Source organism: Blastococcus sp. SYSU DS0617, from assembly GCF_054051075.1.
Genome location: NZ_JBJHAO010000011.1, coordinates 1 through 21631, shown reverse-complemented (window position 1 = coordinate 21631; position 21631 = coordinate 1). Strand labels below are relative to the sequence as shown.

Below are 21631 nucleotides of genomic sequence, written 5' to 3'. Positions count from 1 at the left end.
ATGGCCGTCTTGAATCCGCCGCGAGTGATCCCGGGACTCGGCAGGTCGATCGTCAACTTCCTCATCGAGAATCGCAACTCATGGGATGAAGCCGGACTCGTGGATACGTTCAAGCCCGCCGGCGTCAACGAGGACGGCGGCGCCGCCGACGGTGTGAGGAACACCATCAGCGCTTTCCGGGCAATCGGCATTCTTGAGAGCGGTGCGGGGGGTAGCACGACGGTTGCCAGCAGTGTCACGACTTCCGGTCGGGCCTTCGACCGCTCCGGGTTTCGTCAACTGATGCTAAAGCATGTGTTCGATCTCGACCGGGACGGCGACCCTTGGTCGATCGCAGAGGGCGAAGCGAAGACGGGCGGCGCGCGCGATCTCTCCCGTGCGCTGTCATGGTTCTTGGCACAGGATGCGCTCGGAGAACCCCTCCGCTGGGCGGACAATGTTGAGCGATTGCAGGCGGATCAATTTGCCACTAATCAAAACGATCAGTGGGCCCTAATTAATGACACCCGGTGGAATCCCTTCGCGCGGTGGGCTCCCGCGTTGGGCCTTGCGGTCCCTTCGGTCGTACGCTCGAAGGCGGGCCTTGTTCCACTTCCCACACTCGCTATTACTGATGCGCTCGAGGAGTGGGCCGACGCTCGTATGCCCATTCGCCAGTTCCTCACTGTTTTGGCACGAAAGTTGCCGGTACTCCCTGGCGGAGTTATTCGGAACGGACTCGTTGCACGCCTCGGGGCAGACCCAGACCCTGGCATTCAGGCCCACGCAGTCGACTCCTCCGTCGCACAGGCACTGCGCATACTCGAGGCACGCGGGCGACTTGGCTTCGAAAGTCTCGCCGACGCCGACGGTGTCCCCCTGTCCACCTCCGACCAGGCGCGCACTACTCACGTCATTCTGAAGGGCGGCAAGAAGAGATGAGTTGGCGAGGTTCCATGCCGGCCGCCTGCTGGACGGCGGAGGAAACGACGAAGGTCATCCCAGTCGAGGCGGAGACCCCTACCGACGCCGTCTTCCTGGCCACCCACAGTTCCATACCGGTGTTCCAGCGCGACGTTGTCACCAACGCCAAGCGCATCACGAGGACTGACGAGAACGGACTGCTGGCAGCGGTCCTTGAGCAACCGCCGGATCAACCGGTCCTACCCATTCTCGGTCGCTCGGGTACCGGCAAGTCTCACCTCGTGCGGTGGTTGAGGGCACGCCTACCCGAGACGGACACGCGTCGTGTCATCTTTGTACCAAAACACCGGATGTCATTGCGCGGCATCCTCGACCTCATCCTCGATCGCGCCACAAGTGAACATGCAACGGAACTGCGTCAGAAGGTCGCTAAGGCAGTCGACGGTATCGCCGATGAGGAGGAAGCCAAACTTCGGCTGAGAAGCGAACTTGCGGTCCTTATCGAGACCCGAGGGATGCGGACCGACGTCTCGGCTGAAGAGCAGGAGTTGCGTGAGTGGCTCGCTTCGAGTGAAGGTCTCCCGGCACTGCTGAGCGACCCGGTCTTCCGCAACCGCATCTTCGACATCCAAAGTCCGATCAGTCGCCTAGCACGAGAGAAGCTCTCTGGTAAGGGCGCAGAGGACAAAGAAGAAGCCTTCGGCTTCACCGCCGACGACCTCGCGATGACTATCGACGACACAAGACGCGCAAGCGAGGCGGCAGCGAGCGTTGCTTCTGCCCTGAGTGACCCATCGTTGCGCGAACTGGCCGCGAAGATGCTCAATGAGCAACTAAACCCTGCAGTCAGTCAGGTGTTCGGACTGGGCGGTGACGACCTTAAAGATCTTCTCGTTGAAGTTCGTGTCGAACTCAGGAGGCTGAACCTTGAGCTACTCCTGCTTATCGAGGACTTCTCGATCTTTCAGGGAATCCAGGGCGGACTCCTCGACGCCATCACATTGATTCCCACTCAGGACAACGGCGTCTGCGCGATGCGCGTGGTGATGGCGGTGACCTCCGGCTACTTCATTAATCAAATGCCTGACACTGTTTACACAAGGGTCTACAAGGTTTTCGACCTGGACGACCCGAATCCTCGAGTATCGTTTGCCCCGGATGCTGTTGCCTCGCGCTACATGAATGCTATTCGCACGGGCAACCTAGCCCTCGAGGAAGCCCATCGCAATGGCCGCGAAACCCCGAACGCGTGCGAGCAGTGCCCCGTCAACGACGCATGCCATACCGCATTCGGCGCTGTCGACGGCTATGGCCTCTTTCCCTTCAATAGACATGCGCTCGATAAGGCCGTGCGGAGCAAACTCGTCGACGACCGACTGAGCGTTCGCGACTTCCTGACCCGCGTACTGCGCCCAGTGCTTTTCAATCAGCATGACGAAATTGACGAGGGCGCGTTCCCGAATACTAGTTTCGACAATGCGTTCCGTGCTGGTGCCATCGGGAACCTGGACAGTATCGAGGACGAACAGCGCCTTGCTACAGCCGGCGACCCTGGACTCTCGGAGCGCCGCGTTGTTCTCGTCCGCTATTGGGGCGCCGACGGTTCGGGTCCCCAGAATGTCCATTCGACGATCCACGATGCATTCGGGATCCCGCCGATCGAGGCACTCCCGTTCGAGGACGAAGCCCGGCGTCCGGCACCCGGCCTGCGACCCGACTCGGCACCTACTTCCTCGCCTCGCCCCAAGCCGCGATCCCCGGTCACGAAGGCTGAGGCGCCGGCGCTCGTCCAAGCGATTGACGGCTGGCGCGGAACTGGACTGCTCCGCCAGGGCCCACGCAATCAATTGCGCCAGATCGTCCACGGCGCCGTGCTGGCTCGACTCGCCCTGGAGGACGGACTCGGCGGTAGCTCGATGTGGACAAACTCGGGGAGACAGTGGGACAGAACGTTCGAGGCCCAGACCGCCATTGCGATAGGTGACCAAGCAGGTGCTGGCACGCTCATCACGATCGAAAGGGACAGCAAGGAAGACGTCCGGGCCCTTCGAGCGCTTGCCTGGGTGGACTCAGCGGGAACTTGGCGTGCAGTCGAGAACGGCGAGGTGCTCCAGCGCATCGCAGAGGAACGGGTCGGTGCTTGGGCGGCAAGGGTTAGCGAAGCGCTGGTGCCTGCTCGGGAAAAGCGCGACGATCCCGAACTCGTCGTGGCTGCCCACACGCTGCTCGCGATGAGCAAGGCCCTCGGGATTGCGGACGCATTCAAAGATGATGCTCTGAGCCGGACTCGAGCGCTGTTCGCTCCAGCGTCGGCCGACGTGAACGCGTCGCGCCCAAAGCTCCAGCAGTGGCAGCAGCGAATCTCGGCGGACACGCAACGGCTCACACGCACTCACCTGCAGCAACGGGTGCTTAGGCTCGCGTCCTTCACCCAAGGCACCACGGGAAGTCCGCTCGCGCTCGACCTGCCTCGCGTCACCAAGGCGCTCCGCGGGAGGGACGCCGGCAGTGACCTACCGGCCTCGACCGGTCTCCTGCTGGAGACGGCTACGACTGTCCAGGCCCGACTCGCAACTCTGTCCGATGCCAAGGATGAAGCAACCGCATTGATCCCCGATCTCAGTGACCTGGGTGGCGATCTTCCGGATGTCATCAAGAGACTCGAGGGGCTTGTCGCTGAGCGAGCCAACTCCGGGCAGTTGCCTGGCGCGATTGTCAAGGCTGACCTCACGGCGGCGGGTAGGGCGATCAAGCCGGGTGATCAAGGTCGCGTCGATGGCGTCCGAGCCAAGCTAGACACCTGGGATCAGTTGTCAGCGGACGACCGAGTCCGCTTACTCACGGATGATTGGGACGGCTCTGCTGCTCGCGTCCGACAGTGGCTTGCGCTCGCAACGCGCGCTGTGCAGGCGTTGGAGGCAAAATTCGGAGGCGGTGCCAATACGGCTGCCCAACTCGAGTACGACGAGGCCAGGGGTGCGCTCGTAACCACTCTGCGGAGCGTTGAAGGGTTCCTCTCCTCAACTGACGAATCGGAAGGCGCGGGATGACCTTCATTGATCGAATCAACCAACTGCAACTTCGCGCGATCGCGGCAGACGACGAGGACAAAATTCGGAGTCGGGCCGGCGAGTTCACGTCACTCCGAGATCGTATTCAGAGCGCGGCGTCGAACGCCCCCCGTGTCATAGTCGGCCGGGGTGAACTCCGATCGGCGGGCATCGAGCAGAGCGACTATGAACAGAACCGCACCTCCGCACTTGCAATAGTTGGAGACTTGGTCAATACGGTCGAAAACCTGGCCGTGGACGCGAAACTCGACGCGGTGAAAATGCAGACCAGCACTCTAGAGTCCTTCTTCAAGAACTCCGCGAAGTGGGTTGCCGATTCCTGGGCCGGCACCCTGCCCTCCGAGCAACCCTCCGTCGAGGAGGACCTCCTCGACGCACTTGACCAGGGCGGGGTGGATGTCGAAGCGATCCGCCTCGATATCGAACGTGCACAGGGGGCACTAGTCACACTCAGCAACAAAATGGTTCCCGAAAGAGGTGACTGGAACAGATTGCAGGAAGCGATCCGCGTCCTGAGTTCCAGTGGCGAACGCATCGGCAGACTGGTCGATCCTGCGATCGCCGACATCGTAATCCGGGCGCAAAGCGATGGCGTCCCGTATGAAGAGTTGAACGGTAACGTAGTCGCCGAGCTTCGCAGGCTCGGCATCCTGGAAAGGTTCCGGGTCGTACTGAAGTGAAGCAGTCAACGATCTCAAGCGCCCTCGACGCACTCGAATCGCTGGAGGACCCCCTGCTCTGTTGGGGCGTGGTGGACGGCGGTCTGACGGACGACGAACTCATCCAGGTGCTCGACAGAGTGATCCTTGACGCAGGCGAGTTCGATACGCCCGATGACCTGGCGGAGATCCTCCAGCAGCAGGGCCTCCTCGTCTACGACGACTCCGCCTCCCCTGGGCTTTGGCGGACGCGCAACGGCGAGACCCTGCGACTGCTAGCGCGGTTGCGACAGATTTTTCTCTCGCGGACTCCGACGGCAGCCTGGCGTCACGGCGCTCAACTCGTGGCGGACTTCCGATACGCAAGGCGGCCACGCGCATATCCCAAACGAGACCAGCAATGGGACACCGCTCTCACCGGCGATCTCGGCCAACCGACGTATAGAGAGGTACTCGGACTCTTAACGTCGATGCCACGCGAGCGGGGCGAGGGCAATTTTGACCTTGCCGGCTTCCAAATACGGGCAACCCGACGCATCCTGACTGCACTCAGCGCGCAGGCCACCTCGGCCACCGTCGTGGGCGCGGGCACAGGTAGTGGCAAGACCCTCGCGTTCTACCTGCCTGCTTTCGCGTACCTCACCGCGCTTGAGGACTCCAGCACGTGGACTCGTGCCGTCGCGGTGTACCCACGCAATGAACTACTCCGCGACCAGTTCTCCAACGCGTTCGCCAACGGCCGCAGACTTGACCACGTTGCTGTCAAGGCCAACTCCCGGCCACTCACGATGGGCGTCCTCAACGCCAACACCCCTACTACACCCGCATGGCTCAAGGGGCCGTACTCAACGTGGGCCAAGCAGGCGCAGGGCTATCGCTGCCCGATGCTGACCTGCCCGGGCGACGGAGCGACTGTGTGCCGGGGCACTCTCTACTGGCCTGAAGCAGACGCCGACCGCGGGACAGAACGGTTGGTCTGCGGGACATGCGGTCGACAGTTCGACTCATCCGTCATCGTGCTGACGCGTAAGCGGATGAGTGAGTCGCCGCCCGACCTGCTCTTCACCACAACCGAGATGCTCAACCGCAACCTCAGCAACCTAGAGATGCGGCATGTGCTCGGGGTCGGAGCCGCGAAGAAGCCGCGCCTGATGCTTCTCGACGAGATCCACACCTACGAAGGGGTCACTGGCGCGCAGGCCGCCATGACGATCCGCCGCTGGCACCACGGCGTTCAGGCACCCGTCTGCTTCGTCGGGCTGTCGGCAACACTGGCCAACGCCGTCCGTCACTTCGGTGATCTGACGGGCGTTGACGACGAACACGTGGCGAGCATCGAGCCGGCGCCCGACGAGCTGGAGTACGAGGGCGCCGAGTACATGATCGCGGTGCGAAGCGATCCCACAAGCGGTGCCAGCGTTCTTTCCACGACCATCCAGACGTCGATGCTGCTTCCGCGAACCCTCGACGCGCCCACTGCACGAACTTCTCAGGGATTGCTCGGCACCAAGGCCTTCGTTTTCACCGATGACCTAGACGTGACCAACCGACTCTTCTCCAATCTGCTCGATGCCGAAGGGCAGCGGTACTCCGGGCGGCAGGCCAGGCAAGTGAAGCCACCGCTTGCCTCCATGCGCCTACCCATCAACGGCGATGTCGCGGCACAGCGGCGGGCCGGCCAGAGTTGGGACCTTCCCCTCACCCTTGGCCATCAGTTCCAGACTGCTGGACTGAAGGTGAGCCGAACCACGTCGCAGGATGCTGGCGTCGATGTCGACTCTCAGTTGATCGTGGCAACCGCCTCGCTCGAAGTGGGCTTCGACGACCCCGACGTCGGCGCCGTACTGCAGCACAAGGCTCCACGCGGTGTTGCAGCCTTCCTTCAGCGCAAGGGTCGGGCGGGCCGCTCCCGTGGCATGCGCCCTTACACAACGGTCGTTCTCTCCGACTACGGGCGCGACAGGTCGACGTATGAAGCCTGGGATGCGCTCTTCGACCCAGTGCTGCCACAACTCGTCCTGCCAATCCGGAACCGCGCCGTACTTCGGATGCAGGCGGCGCTGGCGATGATGGACTGGCTGGCAGATCAGGTTCGCCCCCAGAAGCCGTATGCCAACGTCTGGCGCGACCTGTCTAGCATCGGAACCGGGAAGTTTCGCCAGAACCAACTGGAGGTTCAGCGCGCGACCGCGAACGTGCTCGACAAAGTGTTGCGCGACCCCTTGCTACAGCGCAGCCTTCGCCAGTGGATCGCAAGCGCACTCCTCCTGCCTATAAACGTGGTCGACGAGATCCTCTGGCACCCACCCCGCGCTGTCCTTCTCGCTGCCGCACCGACACTCGCACGCCGGCTTAAGGCCGAGTGGGCGGTTGCCACAACGGATGGGTTCATTCAGGGCAAGGACAAGTTGGGAGGGACTCCCCTTCCCGACTTCTTTCCACAGAACCTGTTCAGTGACCTTGCGCTCCCTGAGGGATACGTCCTCGTGCCGCCCCAGCGCCGCGACGCAACCGACCCTGAAGTGCACGCGATGGGTATGGCCCAGATGCTGCGCGAGTTCGCACCAGGCCGCGTCTCTCGACGCTTCGCCACCCGCGACCTCAGCCATCGCCACTGGATCCCGATTCCAACCCATCTCCGCCAAACCGCTATCGACATCGAAACGATCCTCCCTGCTTTTAGCCGGGACTCGGACGTTCTCGGCGAGATAGAGGGGTCCCCGTCGACGCTTAGTCTGATCAGACCCGACAGACTCGAAGTTGCCCTGGTCCCCGATGATGTCAGGGACTCGTCAAACGCGGTTCTGACTTGGTTGACGCAACTCACTGAGACCGGACCGGGCCTCGCGATACGAGTCCCAACGGGCGACCCGATCGGCCGCTTCATCGCAGAAGCGCAGTTCTTCTTGCATGCCCAGAACGCGCACGTCGAGGCGCGACGGGCAGCTCTCGAATCCGAAGCCGCCGTGATGATGGAGAACGGCGAGGAACGACGCGTACGGACGCGATTCACGCTCGACGGACAGCGCGTCGCTCTGGGAGCAACCTATGACGTGGATGCGATGTCTGTGCGCCTCGAACTCCCGGCCTTAATCGACGTTCCAGCCGACATCGCCCCCGGTCTCAAGAGCGCATGGTTCCGCCACCTCATCACCACCGATGCCAAACTCCTGGAGCAGGTCAACACCTTCCAACTGACGTGGCTCTTCGAAGCCCTTGAGGCCATGTTGCTCACGACGTCTGTAGAGAAGCAGTGCTCTCTCGAATCTGCGTACAGCGAAGTGCGTGCCAACTTCTCCGAGAACCTCCAAACGACCCTCGAAGTGATGTTCCGCAGCTCGGACATCGACCAGAACGGCCACGGGACGGTCAGCCGACTCGGCCGACGACTCACGCAGTTGCTCCACGAACCGGCGGTTGCAGCCCGCCTAGACGAGCTCGTTGGACAGGTCTGGGAGCCCGATCTCGAGCCCTTCCAGGCGTGGCTGCACCGGCGGGTGTCGTGCACATTCGGACAAGCCATGCTCTGGGCAGCGCGCGAGATGTGTCCCGAGCATGATCCCGAGGGCCTTCATGTCGATGTTGAGCCCGGCCTCGACGCGCAGGGCCACGCGCGCAGTGGCGAGGTGTGGCTGACCGAGACGTCCATCGGTGGCGGCGGCTTCATCGAAGCGTTGGCTACGCGAGTCCGCCCCGACCCGCGACGATTCTTGCGCCTCGTCGCTCGCGCGTTGGAGCCTGCCTCGAACGAACTCGTCGACGCGCACATGCAACGACTGGTCCGTCTGATCAACTCTTCATCAGACTGGGGATCGATCGTCGCGGACTACCGCTCTGCTCAGACTCAGGAGCAACGCGTCGCAACCCTTGGGCGCGTCGTCGCGATGATGAGGAAGGCCGGCGTGTACGGCGCCGAACAGTCCGTCGTGTCGTGCCTGGCAAACCGTCTCCTTCGGCCAGGATCGACCACAGCAACGGACCAGGCTCTTCAGACGATCGTGCACGAATGGCGCGCAGAGGAGGAGCGTGTCGGTTTCGAGATCCCGTCGCGCGCCTGGACATATCTCATGCGTCAGCGAACCGACCTGGACGCGGGGCTTCAGATTGGGGCTGCGGCGAGTGAACAGCATCGGATCGACGCGATGCAGAGCCTCCTCTGGCCCCGGGGTTGGACACTGCGGGCAACCGAACTGGAGTCCTACAACCCCTACGCGTCCGCCCTCCCGTCCGCACCTGACCTGCTCCGCTCGATGGTCCCAGCTCACGCCGGGGCGATTGACGTGGCGTCGCACGACGCAGACCGTCAGGTCCGCGATTTGCTCGCTCATCATGGATCGGCGCATCTGACAGCCCGACCGCAGCACTCGGCGCAACTTGCTGATCTTCTAGTCGGGCTCACAACGAGGGCGATCGATACAGACTTCCTGCAGGTCTACCCGCGAATCACTGAAATTCGGCATCTGCCTACCGGCACTGCAGTGGTATCTCTCGAACTTGCGGAGTTGGCACTATGAGTACACGGAGGATTGCAACACGCGGCGGCGGGCAGACGCGACTCGTCAACGATCTACTTCAGACGCTCCTAATTTCCGAGTTGCTCGACCCGTCGGGCGAACTGCTCGTACTGTCACCATGGATCTCCGACATCGTAGTTATCGACAACTCCGCGGGTCAGTTCAGGAGTGTCCTCCCTGGCATGCCTGCGCGCCCCATTCGTTTCACGGAAGTGCTTACTGGGCTCGCTCGACGCGGGACCAGGGTTCGGATCATCATCCGGGACGATGAGAAGAATGCGCCCGTTCGCTCCCGGATCAGCGAGTTGCCCTCATCAGACCCTCGCCCGGAGATCATCGTTCGCGACAACCTCCATGACAAGGGCCTCTTGAGCGACCGCTTTCACGTCCACGGTTCCATGAACTTCACGTACTTTGGCCAGGCGGTCAACGAGGAGGGCCTCACAGTGACCTCTGATCTTGACGCCATAGCCCGCGCACGCCTGGATTACCAGAGGAGATACCACGTCCCGTGAGTGGCCTTCTTGACAATTTCTTCGGGCCAGGAAATGACATCAAACCGGCCGATGTCGATCACACGATGCAAGCACTGCTTGACGGTTGGCAGGCAACCATCCGAGCAGGCGGTATCGGGTTCCTCCCGCGAGGCCGGCAACGAAGCACGTACTGGTACGCATTCGCCCCATCACTGCGACAGCGCCGGGAACTGCTTGGACTCCTCGACGCGTGGATCGGTCCGACCTACAGCGACCTCGCCCTGCGGCGAGGTGAACTCGACCCCGCCGACGGCTTTGATGCCACGCTAGCCAACGCTGAGGTGCCACCAATTCGGTTCGAGGTCCTGCCGCGAACACTGCCAGACTCGACAAAAGCCAAGATTGCGGTCCGAAACGCGCTGACGATGCTCACTCGTCTTGCCAACGGACGTCCGCCATCTCAGTTCGATGCACCCAGGACAACGGTCGAAATCCTCGACGACCTCGGCTATGCGATCGCCGCCCGGGACGGCGCACTCGCGGCCGCATGCATGGCTGAAATCGAACAGTCGGCTGACCTCGACGAAGCGAACCTGGCTTTCCTCCGCATCCGCGTCCATGGTGGCATGCGCGACTGGCATGCGATCTTCGCCGACCCGGCCCTGGAACACGTGCTCGCGATGCGACGCCCCTTGGGTGTCACCCGAGCTATCCAAGCAGCGCTGTACTTCGAGCGATTCGGCGGTCTCGATCAAGCAGGGGCGGAATCCAGCCTCCGTGCGTCCGCCGAAACACTCGAGCCCGCACTTCGGGACCTCTATACCGGCGCTCCGCCACAGTCCCGCGCAGAAGCAGTCGTCGAACTGGTCTGCCGTCTGCTCGCAACCGCGTCGACAGATGACCCAGCGGTCGACGATCTCATAGGTGTCGCGGCCACGATCCAGCCGGGGTTGGACGAGCACCTGCGCCGCATCGTCGAAGCATTTGCTCCGGAAGCACAGGCGTCCGAGTCCGCCGTCCGATTCCCGCCCAACCAATCCTCATCCGATCTGGCGGCACGGATCGTCGCTCTCATGCTCCAGGGCCAGTTCGCTGCCTGTATCGAACTGGGCATTGCAGGCGAGCCGTCCGTGGAGGCAGGTCGCGCACTCGTGCACGCAGCCCGGCAACTCTCGAGTGTCGAGTGGGCAGCCAAGGTCATCGCGTACCTCGACAGGAGTGGCCTGAGGGAGCAAGTTTCTGCCACGACGCCGGTGTTTCAGGCCGATGTTCAGTGGCTCGAGTCCATCACGCGCGATGCACCGGCACGTGGGTGGAGCGAGTGGTTCGAGATGCTCAACCGTTCCGACTCGGAGCCACCGCAACTCACAAGTAGCGCCATCCAGTCGTGGGAGCCTCTGTCGTCATCCCAATTTGTAACCCTGGTGTCGAATGCCTCCGAGAGCACTCTTGCCAGGCTCGGCGACAACGGCGGCCAGTTCCTTGCCGCGCACAGCGAACTCTTCGACTCGTCTGAGGCTTCGGTTGTTGCACTTCGACTCGTTGCCGCTATTGCGCTCGGCGGTAAGGCGTCAGCAGGCGTCCGAGTCCAGACACTCGCACTCGCGGAGTCCCTCGGCACTGCTGGCATCGGGCTCGACTCTTACGAGGAGTTCCTCGAATGGTCGGCTGAGATTCTGACTACCAACGTCGCGTCAACGACGGTCTCGTGGGCGTGCGACCTCTTAATCGCGCTTACGTCTATCCCCGCACCTGGCGCTACCGACGCAGCGCTCGCATTCTACTTCAGCGCGATCGAAGGTCTCCGCCCCTACCGAACAGCACTCGATGGCACCGACATCGAAACGCTTGATGTTGTTGCTGCCGAACTTGGGACGGAAGTTCCTCCGGGCTTCCGTCCGGACAAGACCGATGCCGTCGTCGACCCAGCCGCCGCGTACCAGTACCTCGACGGCAGAAGGGTTGTCCTACACTCCCTAACCGAGACGGCAATTGTGCGTGCGTCGCAGGTTTTGCGCCGGTTCGTGCCAAGCATCGACGTAAGGACCAACAGCGAACACGATGGCAGTCCTCAACTCGCCCAGTTAAGCAAAAGCGCCGATGTGTTTGTTGTGGTCACGGCGTCGGCGAAACATGCTGCGACCACCTTCATCGCCGATCACCGCGGAGCGCTTCCGACCGTCCTTGTAAACTCACGAGGGTCGTCCGCGATCCTTCGGGCACTCGCCGAATTCAACGGCTGAGTGGGGCAACTGCAGGTACGCGCAATCCCGAAGAATAGGGCGCCACCGAGTTTGTCCTGTACCTGGGCTGCGCAGACGGCGAGGCGGTAGGCCCGACTGTCCTAGCAGTGTTTGATGGCTGCGGATGGAAGGCCTGACGAGGGCGGGTCCTTAGTGCACCGATCGACGCATGACCACATCTGCGTCCAAGGTTGCGATTGACTCGTCGCGCTCCAGGCGTCAACTCTGCGCCGGTCTGGGGCGTTCAGCGCCACGCTCGCGACGCCGCCGTCCAATTCGCTACGCAGTTCGTCGGACTCGGCGACGGGCCCGCCTTCCTGCCGAGCGGACCCGCCCCGACGCCAGGCGCGGCGCCGCGTCCGTGGCCGGACAGTTGGGGCGCGGCAATCAGACGTCGCGGTGGGTCCAGCGACTGCGGCAGCGGTTCGATTCAGGTGCCGGTGCGCGCGATCGGGATGACCTGCCAACCAGGACCGGGGCGGAAGGTGCGGCTTGAGGCCGGCGGGGCTGCCGGAGCGGCGACCAGGCGGAGCGTCGCCCCACTCTCAGCCGACACCTCGCGGCGGCGCAGGTTGTCCCGGCACCAGCGTTCGCAGTCGGCCATCAGGTTGCCGGTGGTCATCGGGTGGGAGATCCCACTGGACGGCATGCCGGACAACGCTGCGCAACTCCTCAGCTCAGGACGACGGTTTCGGCGTCCCCACCGCATGCTGCTGCCGGGCGCCGTCCTCACCGGTCGAGAACGACCGAAGGACCTGCCAGAGCGCGCCGGAAGACGGGGAAGGACGCGGCACCAACCCTAGGTGACGCCCGTGTCCGAACCGCGCATCACGATGACCGGCGCGCCCAACTCCGGCCGTCACGGCATTGCGGCCGACGTCGATCACCGCCAAGGTGTGCCCCCAGTGGCGAGGCCACCGGGGCGCCGCCACGAGCGGAAGGTGCGGCGGCATGCACGCTCGATCCACCACCATCGAGGCCGACCCCGACAACCTCGACGCCGGCATCGCCTTCACGCGTGACGAGGTAATGCCGGCCATCCAGCAGACCGACGGCTGCATCGGCCTGTCGATGCTCACCGACCGCGAGAGCGGCCGCTGCATCGTCACGACGTCCTGGGCCGACGCCGACGCCATGCGCGCGGCCACCGAGGACGTCCACCCCATCCGGCTCATGCAGGCCCTCGGCGCCCAGGGCCTGGACATCCAGGAGTGGGAGATCGCCGTCCTGCACCGGGAACGACCGGCCGGGGACGGCGCCGGCGCCCAGGTCACCTGGGCCCGCATCCCACCGAACCACCTGAACGAGCTCCTCGATGCCTACCGGCACAACCTGATGCCGCGGCTGCAGGACCTGATGGGCTTCAACAGCCTGAGCATGCTGGTCGACCGGCGCACCGGTCGCACGGTCAGCGTCAACGCCTTCGACACCCGCGACGCCCTCGCGCTGGTCCGCAAGCAGGCCTGCGCGAGCAGTTCGCCCAGGCCATGGGAGCCCGCATCACCGACATCGCCGAGATGGACCTCGCCGTCGCCCATCTGCGGGTCCCGGAAACGGTCTGACGGACTCAGGAGGAGCGCCGTAGCGTCGGCGCATGGCGATCGACCCCCGCGGTGCGGACCTCAAGCGCTATCTCCACGAGGACCCGGGCGGTCCCGTGGTCATGCTCAACCTGCTCCGCTTCGCCGAGGGCGGCCGCGAGTCCTACGACCAGTACGCCAAGGCCCTCTCCGAGACCTTCCTTTCCCGCTACGGCGGCGAGGTTCCCTACGCCGGGGACGGCGGCACGCCGCTCGTCACCGAGCAGGGCCAGGACTGGGACGTCGTCCTGCTCGTCCGCTATCCCTCCCACGAGGCGTTCAGCCGCATGATCGCCGACCCCGAGTACCAGGAGGTCACCCACCTGCGGACCCAGGCGCTCACCAAGGCCGTGCTCCAACCGACCACCCCCTGGTAGCCATGCCGGTCGGGACGAGGGGACGCCGGCGCGAGGCCGCCTCGCCCGGACGGCGCGTCTCGCCGCACTTCCGGCCGCCTACGCCGGCCGCACGGCTCTCGGTCTCGGCAAGCGCCTCGGCGGCCGCCCGGCGGAACTCGTCGCCGAGCAGGTCCAGCGACGCACCGCCGAGCAGCTGTTCGCCACCCTCGGCCACCTCAAGGGCGGTGCCATGAAGATGGGCCAGGCGCTCTCCGCCATGGAGGCCGCCCTGCCCGAGCAGCTGGCCGGCTCCTACCGCGAGACGCTCGTCCGGCTGCAGTAGGCGGCGCCGCCCATGCCGGCCGCGCGCGTCCACGAGCAGCTCGAAGCGTCGTTCGGTCCGCAGTGGCGAGAACGCTTCCGCGACTTCGACGACCGGCCCGCCGCGGCCGCCAGCATCGGGCAGGTCCACCGCGCCACCTGGGCCGACGGCACGCCGGTGGCCGTCAAGGTCCAGTACCCGGGCGCCGCCGAGGCGCTGGTTGCCGACCTCGGCATGCTGCAGGGGCTCTCACCGATCATGAAGGCCGCGGTCCCCCACCTCGACGTCCGCGAGTTCTTCACCGAGCTGCGCGCACGGTTCGTCGAGGAGGTCGACTACGCCCGCGAAGCAGAGGCCCAGACCGTCTTCGCCGACGCCTACCGCGGCGACCCCGACGTGCTCGTGCCGGAAGTGCTGGCCGTCGAGGGCGAGGTGCTCGTGACCCGGTGGATCGACGGCACTCCCGTGTCCCGCGCCATCGCCCACGGCACCCAGGAGGACCGCGACCGCTGCGGCACGGCCCTCGTGCACCTGTTCACCTCTGGCCCGGCGCTTGCCCATCGCCTGCACGGCGACCCGCACCCCGGCAACTTCCGGCTGATGGACGACGGCCGGCTCGCCGTCCTCGACTTCGGGTCGAACCAGCCCATGCCGCGCGGCTGGCCGCCCCGGTTCGGCCCGCTGCTCGCCGCCGGGCGGGACGGCGACGCCGCGGAACTGCACCGCATCGCCGCCTCGGCCCACCTGCTGCGACCGGACGACGTGACGCCGGCCGCCCTGCTCACGCTGCTCGACCCGTACCTGCAGCCGCTGCGCAGCGGTACACGTTCACCCGCGGCTGGCTGCAGGAGCTGACCCGGCGAGCCTCCGACCCGCTCGCCGCCGCCCAGCGCACCCAGCGGAAGCTGTCGATCCCCCCGCACTACCTGCTGCTGCAGCGGGTGGCCGCCGGGCTGGTCGGCGTCCTCTGCTCGCTGAACGCCACCGTCGCGGTGGACGGCGAGCTGCGTCGATGGCTGCCCGGCTACTGAGCCGAGCGGCGCATCGACCACATCTGGGCGGGGCGCTCGGACTGCATAGCAACGTCCCAGGGGATTGCTCCGTTGACGACTTCCTTACGGAAGTTGCCGACCGCCACTCGCGCCAGCTCCGGGTCGGCAGCGACGCGCTGAGCCAGCTCGATCGCGCGGTCCTCGACCGCGGCGTCATCCAGCGCCTCCCAGGCCAGCCCGAGCTCGACGGCCTTGTCGCCGTTAATCTCCTCGCCGAACAGCGCCATCGCCGCCGCGGCTTCGCGGCCGATCAGCCGGGAGAGGATGACGAAGTGCCCGCCGCCCGGGTGCATCCCCCGCCGCAGGAAGCCGGCCAGCAGCCGCACGTCCTTGGCCACGATCCGCAGGTCGGCGGCCAGCAGCATGTTCATGCCGGCGCCCACCGCGGAACCGCGCACCGCCGCCACGGTGGGCACGCGCACCTGGCCCAGCCGGTAGAAGGAGTCGTAGATCTTCCCCATGCCCTCGTAGGCGTCGGCCGCGGCCGGGTCCTTGCCGGCGTTCGTCAGCGTCGCGACATCGCCGCCGGCGCAGAAGGACTTGCCGACGCCGCGGATGACCAGCGCACCGACTTCGGACTTGGTGTCCACCTCGTCGAACGTCGCGATCAGCTCGTCGGCCATCCCAGGGGTCAGCGCGTTGCGCCGGTCCGGAGCGTTCAGCGTCACGATCGCGACGCCGCCGTCCACCTCGAGCAGCACTTCACCGGATCCGGCCACGAGCCCACCTTCCAACCGAGCGGCCAAGCCCTGACGCCGGCCACCAACCTCTGTCACGCATCAGACCACGCGCCCCACAGGCCCGCGCGACGCGGTCAGCTCAGCGCCACCTCGCTCGCCGACTCCACCAGCCGGCACAGCGCGTTCACCTTCCGCAGCTGGTCCGGCGTCCGCACCGGCGCGTCCAGCAGCTCCGGGCTCAGCACCACGCACGCGAGCGCCTGCGCCCGCGACATCGCCACGTTGAGCCGGTGCAGGTCGTACAGGAACGACACACCGCGCGGCGCATCGTCAGCGCTGCTGCTCGTCATCGAGTACAGGACCACCGGCGCCTCCTGGCCCTGGAACTTGTCCACGGTCCCGACCCGAGCGCCGTCCGGCAGCGCCGCCTTGATTAGCGCCACCTGGGCGTTGTACGGCGCCATCACGAGCACGTCGGTCGGCCCGATGGGTGCCTCCTCCCCCTCGTGGTTCCGCCACGTCGAGCCCTGGACCGAGTGCCACAGCCGCGCCACGGCGTCGGCCTCCTGCTGGCTCTTGTCCGCGCAGGTCCGCTCGTGCGCCACTGGCAGCACCCGCATCCCACTTCCCGACAGCGGCCCCTCCCCCAGCACCGCCACCCGGTCCCGACCGTCGGCCGACCGCAGCCGGCCCTCGTAGGCCAGCTCCGACACGAACGCCGTCAGGCCCGGGTGCATCCGGTACGACCGGTCTAGGAAGACGCCGCGGTCGGCCGGGATGGTCGCCTGCCCGTCGAGCAGGTGCTCCAGCGCCGAGGCACCCGACGCCCCCGGGTGCACCGCCTGCGACGGCTGCGCGAGCTGCTGCGGGTCGCCCAGCAGCACCATCGACCGCGCACCCCGCGCCACCGCCACCGCATTGGCCAGCGAGAACTGCCCGGCCTCGTCGACCACCAGCACGTCCACGTCCACGGCCTCGGCGACGTCGGCCCGCGTCCAGAACCACGCCGTTCCACCCACCAGGTTCACATCGCCGTCCACCAGCGCCCGCGTGACGACGTCGTTGTCCGCAGACCACGCCACACCGGCCGCGCCGCAGTGCTGGTCCTCGGTGCACTTCTGGAGCGCCGGCCGCCCGACCGCCTTCAGCAGGTTGCCGATGACGGCGTGGGAGGTCGCCGTGACGCCGACCTTCTTGCCGGCGTCCAGCAGCGCCCGGATCAGCGCGGCCGCCGCCGTCGTCTTGCCGCTCCCGGGCGGGCCCTGGATGGCCAGCACCTCGCCGTCCAGCGCCAGCCCGAGCCGCACGATGGCGTCGGTCGTCGACTCGCCCTCGCGCAGCGGGGTTCCCGCGGGAACGCGCCGCTCGACCAGCGCCTGCCCCAGGCAGCCCCGGCCGGCCAGCACGTCGTCGCCGGTCGCCGCGATCGCCTCCCGGAGACCGCGAGTGTTCAACGGCCCGCCTGGTCCCAGCCCGCGCGGCTGCGGCGGCTCGGCCGACGTCGTCTTGAGGACAAGTCGACAAGTGGCGATGTCGAGGTCGAACACCGTTCCGGCCTTCTTCGCGGTGTCCACGTCCAGCGCCTCGTCGCCGACCGAGAGCTTGGTGTCCTGCACCGGGAACGCGTACTCGTACAGGTGGCTGCGCTTGTCCGGACCCACGTACCGCTCGAAGGACAGCCCGCCCAGCGCAGAGCCGTCGTCGATGAGCGCCTCTCGGTCCAGCGTCCGCAACCGGAAGACTTCCCACCAGGCCGGCTTGTCCTCGCGCCGGTGCCAGCCGACTAGGTCGCCCAGCAGCCCGTGCCCGGCGTCGTGCAAGCGGTCGGCGAGCTCCAGCTCGGCGGCCTGCGCGTCGGTGACCGCGGGGTCCGGCTCGGCGGTCACCCACGACGGCCGCGGCAGCACCCCGTGCATTGCCTCGAGCTCCGCGCGCTGGGCCTCCAGCCAGTCGTGCAGCTCCCGCGTGGAGTCGACGTCGTCCTTGTTGTACGACTCGATCGCGGCCAGCCGGGCGTCGTCGCCGTCGGCCAGCCAGGCCTCGTACTCCAGGACGCTGCCCAGCGCGCTGGCCACCTCTCCCCCGTGCTCCCGGCCGTACAACGCCTCGACCTTCTTGATCGAGTACGACTCCTTGCTGATCCGCATCGACTGCCGGACGACGGGATAGAGGTCGACGAACCGCTCCTCGCGCAGCAGCTGGTCGAGCTCCGCCTCGCGCACGCCGTAGCCGCCGGCCAGCTTCTTGAGCGCGGTGACCTCGTAGGGCGCGTAGTGGTAGACGTGCATGCCCGGGTCGCTCGCAGCCGCGGCCACCAGCCGGTCGATCAGCTCGGCGACCATCTGCTTCTCCGCCGGCCGGTCGTGCGCCCACAGCGCGGTGAACGCACCCGACCGGTCGCCGAGCCCGGCGAGGTACTCCAGCCCCGTGCCGTCCTCGAACCACGGGTCGCCCTCGAAGTCGAGGTACTGGTCGCCGGGGCTCGGCGGCGGCAGCCGCAGCAGCCCGAGCCCGTCGACCGGCGGGAGCAGCGTCCGCGACGGCTGCCCGGACTGCCTCTCCTTCAGCTGCTCGGCGGCCTGCTGCTGCAGTCGGGCCCGCGCGTCGACGCCGATGCCCGACTCCCGCAGCAGCTCCGGTGAGGCAGCCGCCAGTGCGGCCATCGTCGGGATGCCGACCGCCCGCAGCGCGTCGCGATGGTCGCCGCGCATGCCGGCGACCAGGCCGAGGTCGTCGGACTCCCGCAGCTCGGCGTTGCACCGCTCGGCCCAGCGGCACTGCTCGCAGTGGCTGATCGGCGAGGGCCCGGTCTGCGGCGGCGCGGCGACGAAGCCCTCCAGCCGGGCCCGCGCCCGCCGGGCGTACGCGGCGACGTCGACCAGCCGCCACGGCCGCGACTCGCCGTCGCCGGTGACCACGTGCACGAATGCCGGCTGCACCCCCTGCAGAAGCGTCAGCCGCTCGGCGTAGGTGGCCATCTGCAGCAGTGCCGCCACCTTGAGCTTCCGGGCGAGCTTGGTGTCGGCGATCTCGTACGACCAGTCGCCGAACACCGGGGACGGCGTCTCGACGCGCAGCAGGAAATCGGCCTGCCCGCCCCAGGCGCCGTCGAAGAACGTCCCCTGGTAGACGACGTCGACGCCGCTGCGCATCGCCTCGACCGTCTCGACCTCCGCCCGCCGTCGTCCCTCGAGCCCGGAGCCGCCCGCGATCTCGGTGACGGAAAGACCGGCGGCCACCAGCGACGCGAGGTACTTCCGCTCGTGCTCCAGGCCCCGATCGAAGACGAACTGCACCTCGGGCGCGGTCGCCTCGGCCGGCGCGGTCCACTCCCCCGCGGCAACGCCCAGGTCGAGGCGGGTCAGGTGCCGGCACTCCTGGTGGGCGGTGAGGTCGGTCGGGCTGAGCACCAGCCGCCCGTCGAGTCGCTGCATCGCCTGCATCCTCCGTCGTCCGTGGAGGCGCCCCGGCGGCCTCGACGCGGATCAGACCGGACGCTAGTGACATGTTCCGGATCCGGATCCCCCGGTCGGGTGACCGCGCGAAGTGTGGCGGCCTCGGTCACCGCCGCTCCGATTAGCGCACCTCGGTGCGCACCGGCTCGAGGAAGAGGAGCGCCTGCGTGCCGTTGTAGTCGCCGACGCGTGCAACGACGCGGAGGTTGTCTCCGATGCCGATGGTGTCCGGGATGTTCGGACCGGCGAGGTGCAGGTCGTTGGTGATGTTGACGTCCTGGAACTGGAAGTTGGGCCCTGGCGAAGTCGTCTCGCTGTAATCGCCGGTGCCGATCAGCAGGTCGTACCTCGTCGTGTAACCGCCATGGGTGTTCATGTAGGCGATGTTCCCGTCGAACTCGATGGTCCGGCCCCGGTACTCGGCCGCAAACTTCCCGACGGCGGCTGCGCCCGGATCCGTGAGCACCACCAGCGCTGCGAGATCAGCGTTGTTCTCCACCGTCAGAATCTCCTCGACGGCGGGTGACGTAGCGACGGGTGCCGCCGTGGTCGCTTCTGACATCTGAGCAGCGTCTTCCGACGGCTTCTCGCTCGGCGCGGCCTCAGCGACAGGGTCGGTCGCCACCGCGGCCGCTGCAGGAACGCCGCCCCCTGCCTGCATACCGGCAACGACACCGCCGGCGATCACGAGCACGACGAACGCACCCGTCCCCGCCAGGACGCCCCGCTGCACCTTCGGCTCCAGGCTGCGGAAGGCCGCCAAGGCGCGGGAGGCGAGCGTCGTCGGCTTCACGCGACGGAGGGTCAGCGCGGTCCGCAACAATCCCTGGTCCCGGCTGTCGACCTCCCAGCCGTCCCTCACCCACTTCGCGATGACCTTCGCCTCGGTGCCCCGGATCGCCTGCACGGACGTGTACTCGTACTGCGCGTCGTCAGCCACGGCGGGGACGGTATGCGCGCGTATCGGAACTACGTGGGTGCCGCTCGGCTGACTTCGCGCTTGTCTCATCCCTCGCGACACGGCAGTAGCAGCAGCCGCCAGCCCTCTCAGAAGTGTCAGGCAAGCCGCCTCTGGCCGCGCACCGTTCCCGGTAGAGTCCACAGCCGTTCCGAGACGTCTCGTGCATCTACCTGCTGTCGGCCTCGCCGGCGGATCAAGGCGGCACGCCTGATCCGCAGATGCACCGAGGTCATGTTCCGCACCGACAGCTCGCTCCTCCGGTACGCCGGACCCACGTACTTCCCCACCACCTTCCTGGCGCGCATGCCTTACGCGATGGTGACTGTTGGTGTCTTGACGCTCGTTGTCGTCGAACGAGGATCGGTCACGTTCGGCGGACTCAACTCTGCGGCAGCAGGCATCGGTACGGCGCTGGGTGGACCACTCATCGGCGCCGCGGCCGACCGCTTGGGACAGCGTCGGGTGCTCGTTCCCCTTGGGCTGATACACGCAGTCTTGTTGGGAGTCTTTCCCCTCGTCGTCATTAGTTCGGCCGCTGACGCCACCGTTCTCACCATGTCCGTATTTCTCGGGGCCTTGGCACCTCAGGTGGGGCCCATGTCCCGCACCCGGCTCGTCGCCCTCATCCGGCGGCACATCGACCGGGACCGCCAGGAGAAGACGCTCAGCGGCACCATGGCCTACGAGTCCGCCGCCGACGAGACCGTCTTCATCGTCGGCCCGTTCCTCGTCGGCCTCCTCGCCAGCGCCATCGCCCCGTGGGTGGCCATCGCCGGCGCCGCCGCCCTCACCTTCGTCTTCGTCACCGCCTTCGCCCTGCACCCCACCGGCCGGGTCCAGCCGCCCACCGACCAGCCACAAGCACCCCAGGCCCCGGTCCGCGAGCTCGTCCGCCTCCCGCTCGCCACCGTCGTCGTCGGCACGCTCGGCGTCGGCCTCTTCTTCGGTGCCACGCTGACGAGCCTCACCGGCTTCCTCGCCGCCGACGGCGACGGCGACCGCGCCGGCCTGCTCTACGGCGTCATGGGCATCGGCTCGGCCGTGCTCGCGCTCGGCTCGGCCGCCCTCCCGGTCCGGTTCACCCTCCGCGCCCGCTGGCTGATCTTCGGCACGGTGCTCCTCGCCGCCGCGATCGCCTTCGCGTCCGCGCGGTCGGTCACCGGCCTCGTCGTCGCCCTGGCGGTCCTCGGGCTCGGCATCGGCCCGACCCTGGTCACCCTCTACAGCCTCGCCGCGCAGCTCAGCCCGGCCGGCCGATCGGCGACCACCATGACGATGCTCGGCTCCGCCGTCGTCGTCGGCCAGGCGCTCGCCTCCGCAGGCACCGGGGTGGTCGTCGACCGGCTCGGCGTGGAGACCGGCCTCGTCCTCCCCCCC

The 21631-nt window shown here is 66.7% G+C and carries 14 protein-coding genes; 9 read left to right on the top strand and 5 right to left on the bottom strand.

Going from position 1 to position 21631, the window contains the following annotated elements; translation table 11 throughout:
* From dpdG to dpdD, 6 genes are read left to right on the top strand one after another with little or no spacing between them, the layout of a single operon-like run.
* Complete coding sequence (gene dpdG, locus ACI793_RS13185; RefSeq protein ID WP_456606825.1) at nucleotides 1–921, top strand: protein DpdG; 921 nt, start codon at nucleotides 1–3, stop codon at nucleotides 919–921.
* Nucleotides 922–935: 14 nt separating this feature from the next.
* Nucleotides 936–3953, top strand: a complete 3018-nt coding sequence (gene dpdH, locus ACI793_RS13180; protein WP_456606824.1) for a protein DpdH — start codon at nucleotides 936–938, stop codon at nucleotides 3951–3953.
* On the top strand, nucleotides 3950–4654 hold the full coding sequence (locus tag ACI793_RS13175; RefSeq protein WP_456606823.1) for a hypothetical protein: 705 nt from the start codon (nucleotides 3950–3952) through the stop codon (nucleotides 4652–4654). The genes dpdH and ACI793_RS13175 overlap by 4 nt, the downstream gene beginning before the upstream one ends.
* The gene (gene dpdJ, locus ACI793_RS13170; protein WP_456606822.1) at nucleotides 4651–9147 is read left to right on the top strand and encodes a protein DpdJ; all 4497 of its coding nucleotides are present in this window, start codon (nucleotides 4651–4653) and stop codon (nucleotides 9145–9147) included. The genes ACI793_RS13175 and dpdJ overlap by 4 nt, the downstream gene beginning before the upstream one ends.
* The gene (dpdK, locus tag ACI793_RS13165) at nucleotides 9144–9662 is read left to right on the top strand and encodes a phospholipase D-like domain-containing protein DpdK (protein WP_456606821.1); all 519 of its coding nucleotides are present in this window, start codon (nucleotides 9144–9146) and stop codon (nucleotides 9660–9662) included. Before dpdJ ends, dpdK begins: the two co-directional genes overlap by 4 nt.
* Nucleotides 9659–11866: a protein DpdD gene (gene dpdD, locus ACI793_RS13160; RefSeq protein WP_456606820.1), complete on the top strand. Its 2208-nt coding sequence runs from the start codon at nucleotides 9659–9661 to the stop codon at nucleotides 11864–11866. The genes dpdK and dpdD overlap by 4 nt, the downstream gene beginning before the upstream one ends.
* Nucleotides 11867–12296: 430 nt before the next feature.
* On the opposite strand, the gene ACI793_RS13155 is transcribed toward dpdD, so the two are convergent.
* The gene (locus ACI793_RS13155) at nucleotides 12297–12515 is read right to left on the bottom strand and encodes a hypothetical protein (RefSeq protein WP_456606819.1); all 219 of its coding nucleotides are present in this window, start codon (nucleotides 12513–12515) and stop codon (nucleotides 12297–12299) included.
* Nucleotides 12516–12694: 179 nt separating this feature from the next.
* Nucleotides 12695–13195, bottom strand: coding sequence for a hypothetical protein (locus ACI793_RS13150; RefSeq protein ID WP_456606818.1), 501 nt, complete (start codon nucleotides 13193–13195; stop codon nucleotides 12695–12697).
* A 265-nt stretch (nucleotides 13196–13460) separates the two neighbouring features.
* Between ACI793_RS13150 and ACI793_RS13145 the strand changes: the two genes are divergently transcribed.
* Complete coding sequence (locus ACI793_RS13145; protein WP_456606817.1) at nucleotides 13461–13823, top strand: DUF1330 domain-containing protein; 363 nt, start codon at nucleotides 13461–13463, stop codon at nucleotides 13821–13823.
* 316 nt (nucleotides 13824–14139) lie between these two features.
* Complete coding sequence (locus tag ACI793_RS13140; RefSeq protein ID WP_456606816.1) at nucleotides 14140–14961, top strand: ABC1 kinase family protein; 822 nt, start codon at nucleotides 14140–14142, stop codon at nucleotides 14959–14961.
* Nucleotides 14962–15130: 169 nt separating this feature from the next.
* Here the strand turns inward: ACI793_RS13140 and ACI793_RS13135 are convergent, their stop codons facing one another.
* From ACI793_RS13135 to ACI793_RS13125, 3 genes are all read right to left on the bottom strand, one after another.
* The gene (locus ACI793_RS13135) at nucleotides 15131–15877 is read right to left on the bottom strand and encodes an enoyl-CoA hydratase/isomerase family protein (RefSeq protein ID WP_456606815.1); all 747 of its coding nucleotides are present in this window, start codon (nucleotides 15875–15877) and stop codon (nucleotides 15131–15133) included.
* Nucleotides 15878–15972: 95 nt separating this feature from the next.
* Entirely contained in the window at nucleotides 15973–19272 is a 3300-nt protein-coding gene (locus ACI793_RS13130) for a TM0106 family RecB-like putative nuclease (protein WP_456606814.1), read from the bottom strand.
* A 142-nt stretch (nucleotides 19273–19414) separates the two neighbouring features.
* Nucleotides 19415–20233, bottom strand: coding sequence for a DUF4839 domain-containing protein (locus tag ACI793_RS13125; protein WP_456606813.1), 819 nt, complete (start codon nucleotides 20231–20233; stop codon nucleotides 19415–19417).
* Between the two features lie 12 nt (nucleotides 20234–20245).
* Here ACI793_RS13125 and ACI793_RS13120 point away from each other — a divergent pair.
* Nucleotides 20246–21631 (top strand): MFS transporter (locus ACI793_RS13120; RefSeq protein WP_456606812.1); only part of this gene is annotated, 1386 nt, incomplete at its 3' end.

What these genes read in the sequence shown, in the direction of transcription:
- ACI793_RS13175 (WP_456606823.1), top strand. Translation starts at nt 3,950, where the DNA reads ATGACCTTCATTGATCGAATCAACCAACTGCAACTTCGCGCGATCGCG.
- ACI793_RS13140 (WP_456606816.1), top strand. Translation starts at nt 14,140, where the DNA reads ATGCCGGCCGCGCGCGTCCACGAGCAGCTCGAAGCGTCGTTCGGTCCG.
- ACI793_RS13130 (WP_456606814.1), bottom strand. Translation starts at nt 19,272, where the DNA reads ATGCAGCGACTCGACGGGCGGCTGGTGCTCAGCCCGACCGACCTCACC.
- dpdH (WP_456606824.1), top strand. Translation starts at nt 936, where the DNA reads ATGCCGGCCGCCTGCTGGACGGCGGAGGAAACGACGAAGGTCATCCCA.
- ACI793_RS13145 (WP_456606817.1), top strand. Translation starts at nt 13,461, where the DNA reads ATGGCGATCGACCCCCGCGGTGCGGACCTCAAGCGCTATCTCCACGAG.
- dpdK (WP_456606821.1), top strand. Translation starts at nt 9,144, where the DNA reads ATGAGTACACGGAGGATTGCAACACGCGGCGGCGGGCAGACGCGACTC.
- ACI793_RS13155 (WP_456606819.1), bottom strand. Translation starts at nt 12,515, where the DNA reads ATGCCGTCCAGTGGGATCTCCCACCCGATGACCACCGGCAACCTGATG.
- dpdG (WP_456606825.1), top strand. Translation starts at nt 1, where the DNA reads ATGGCCGTCTTGAATCCGCCGCGAGTGATCCCGGGACTCGGCAGGTCG.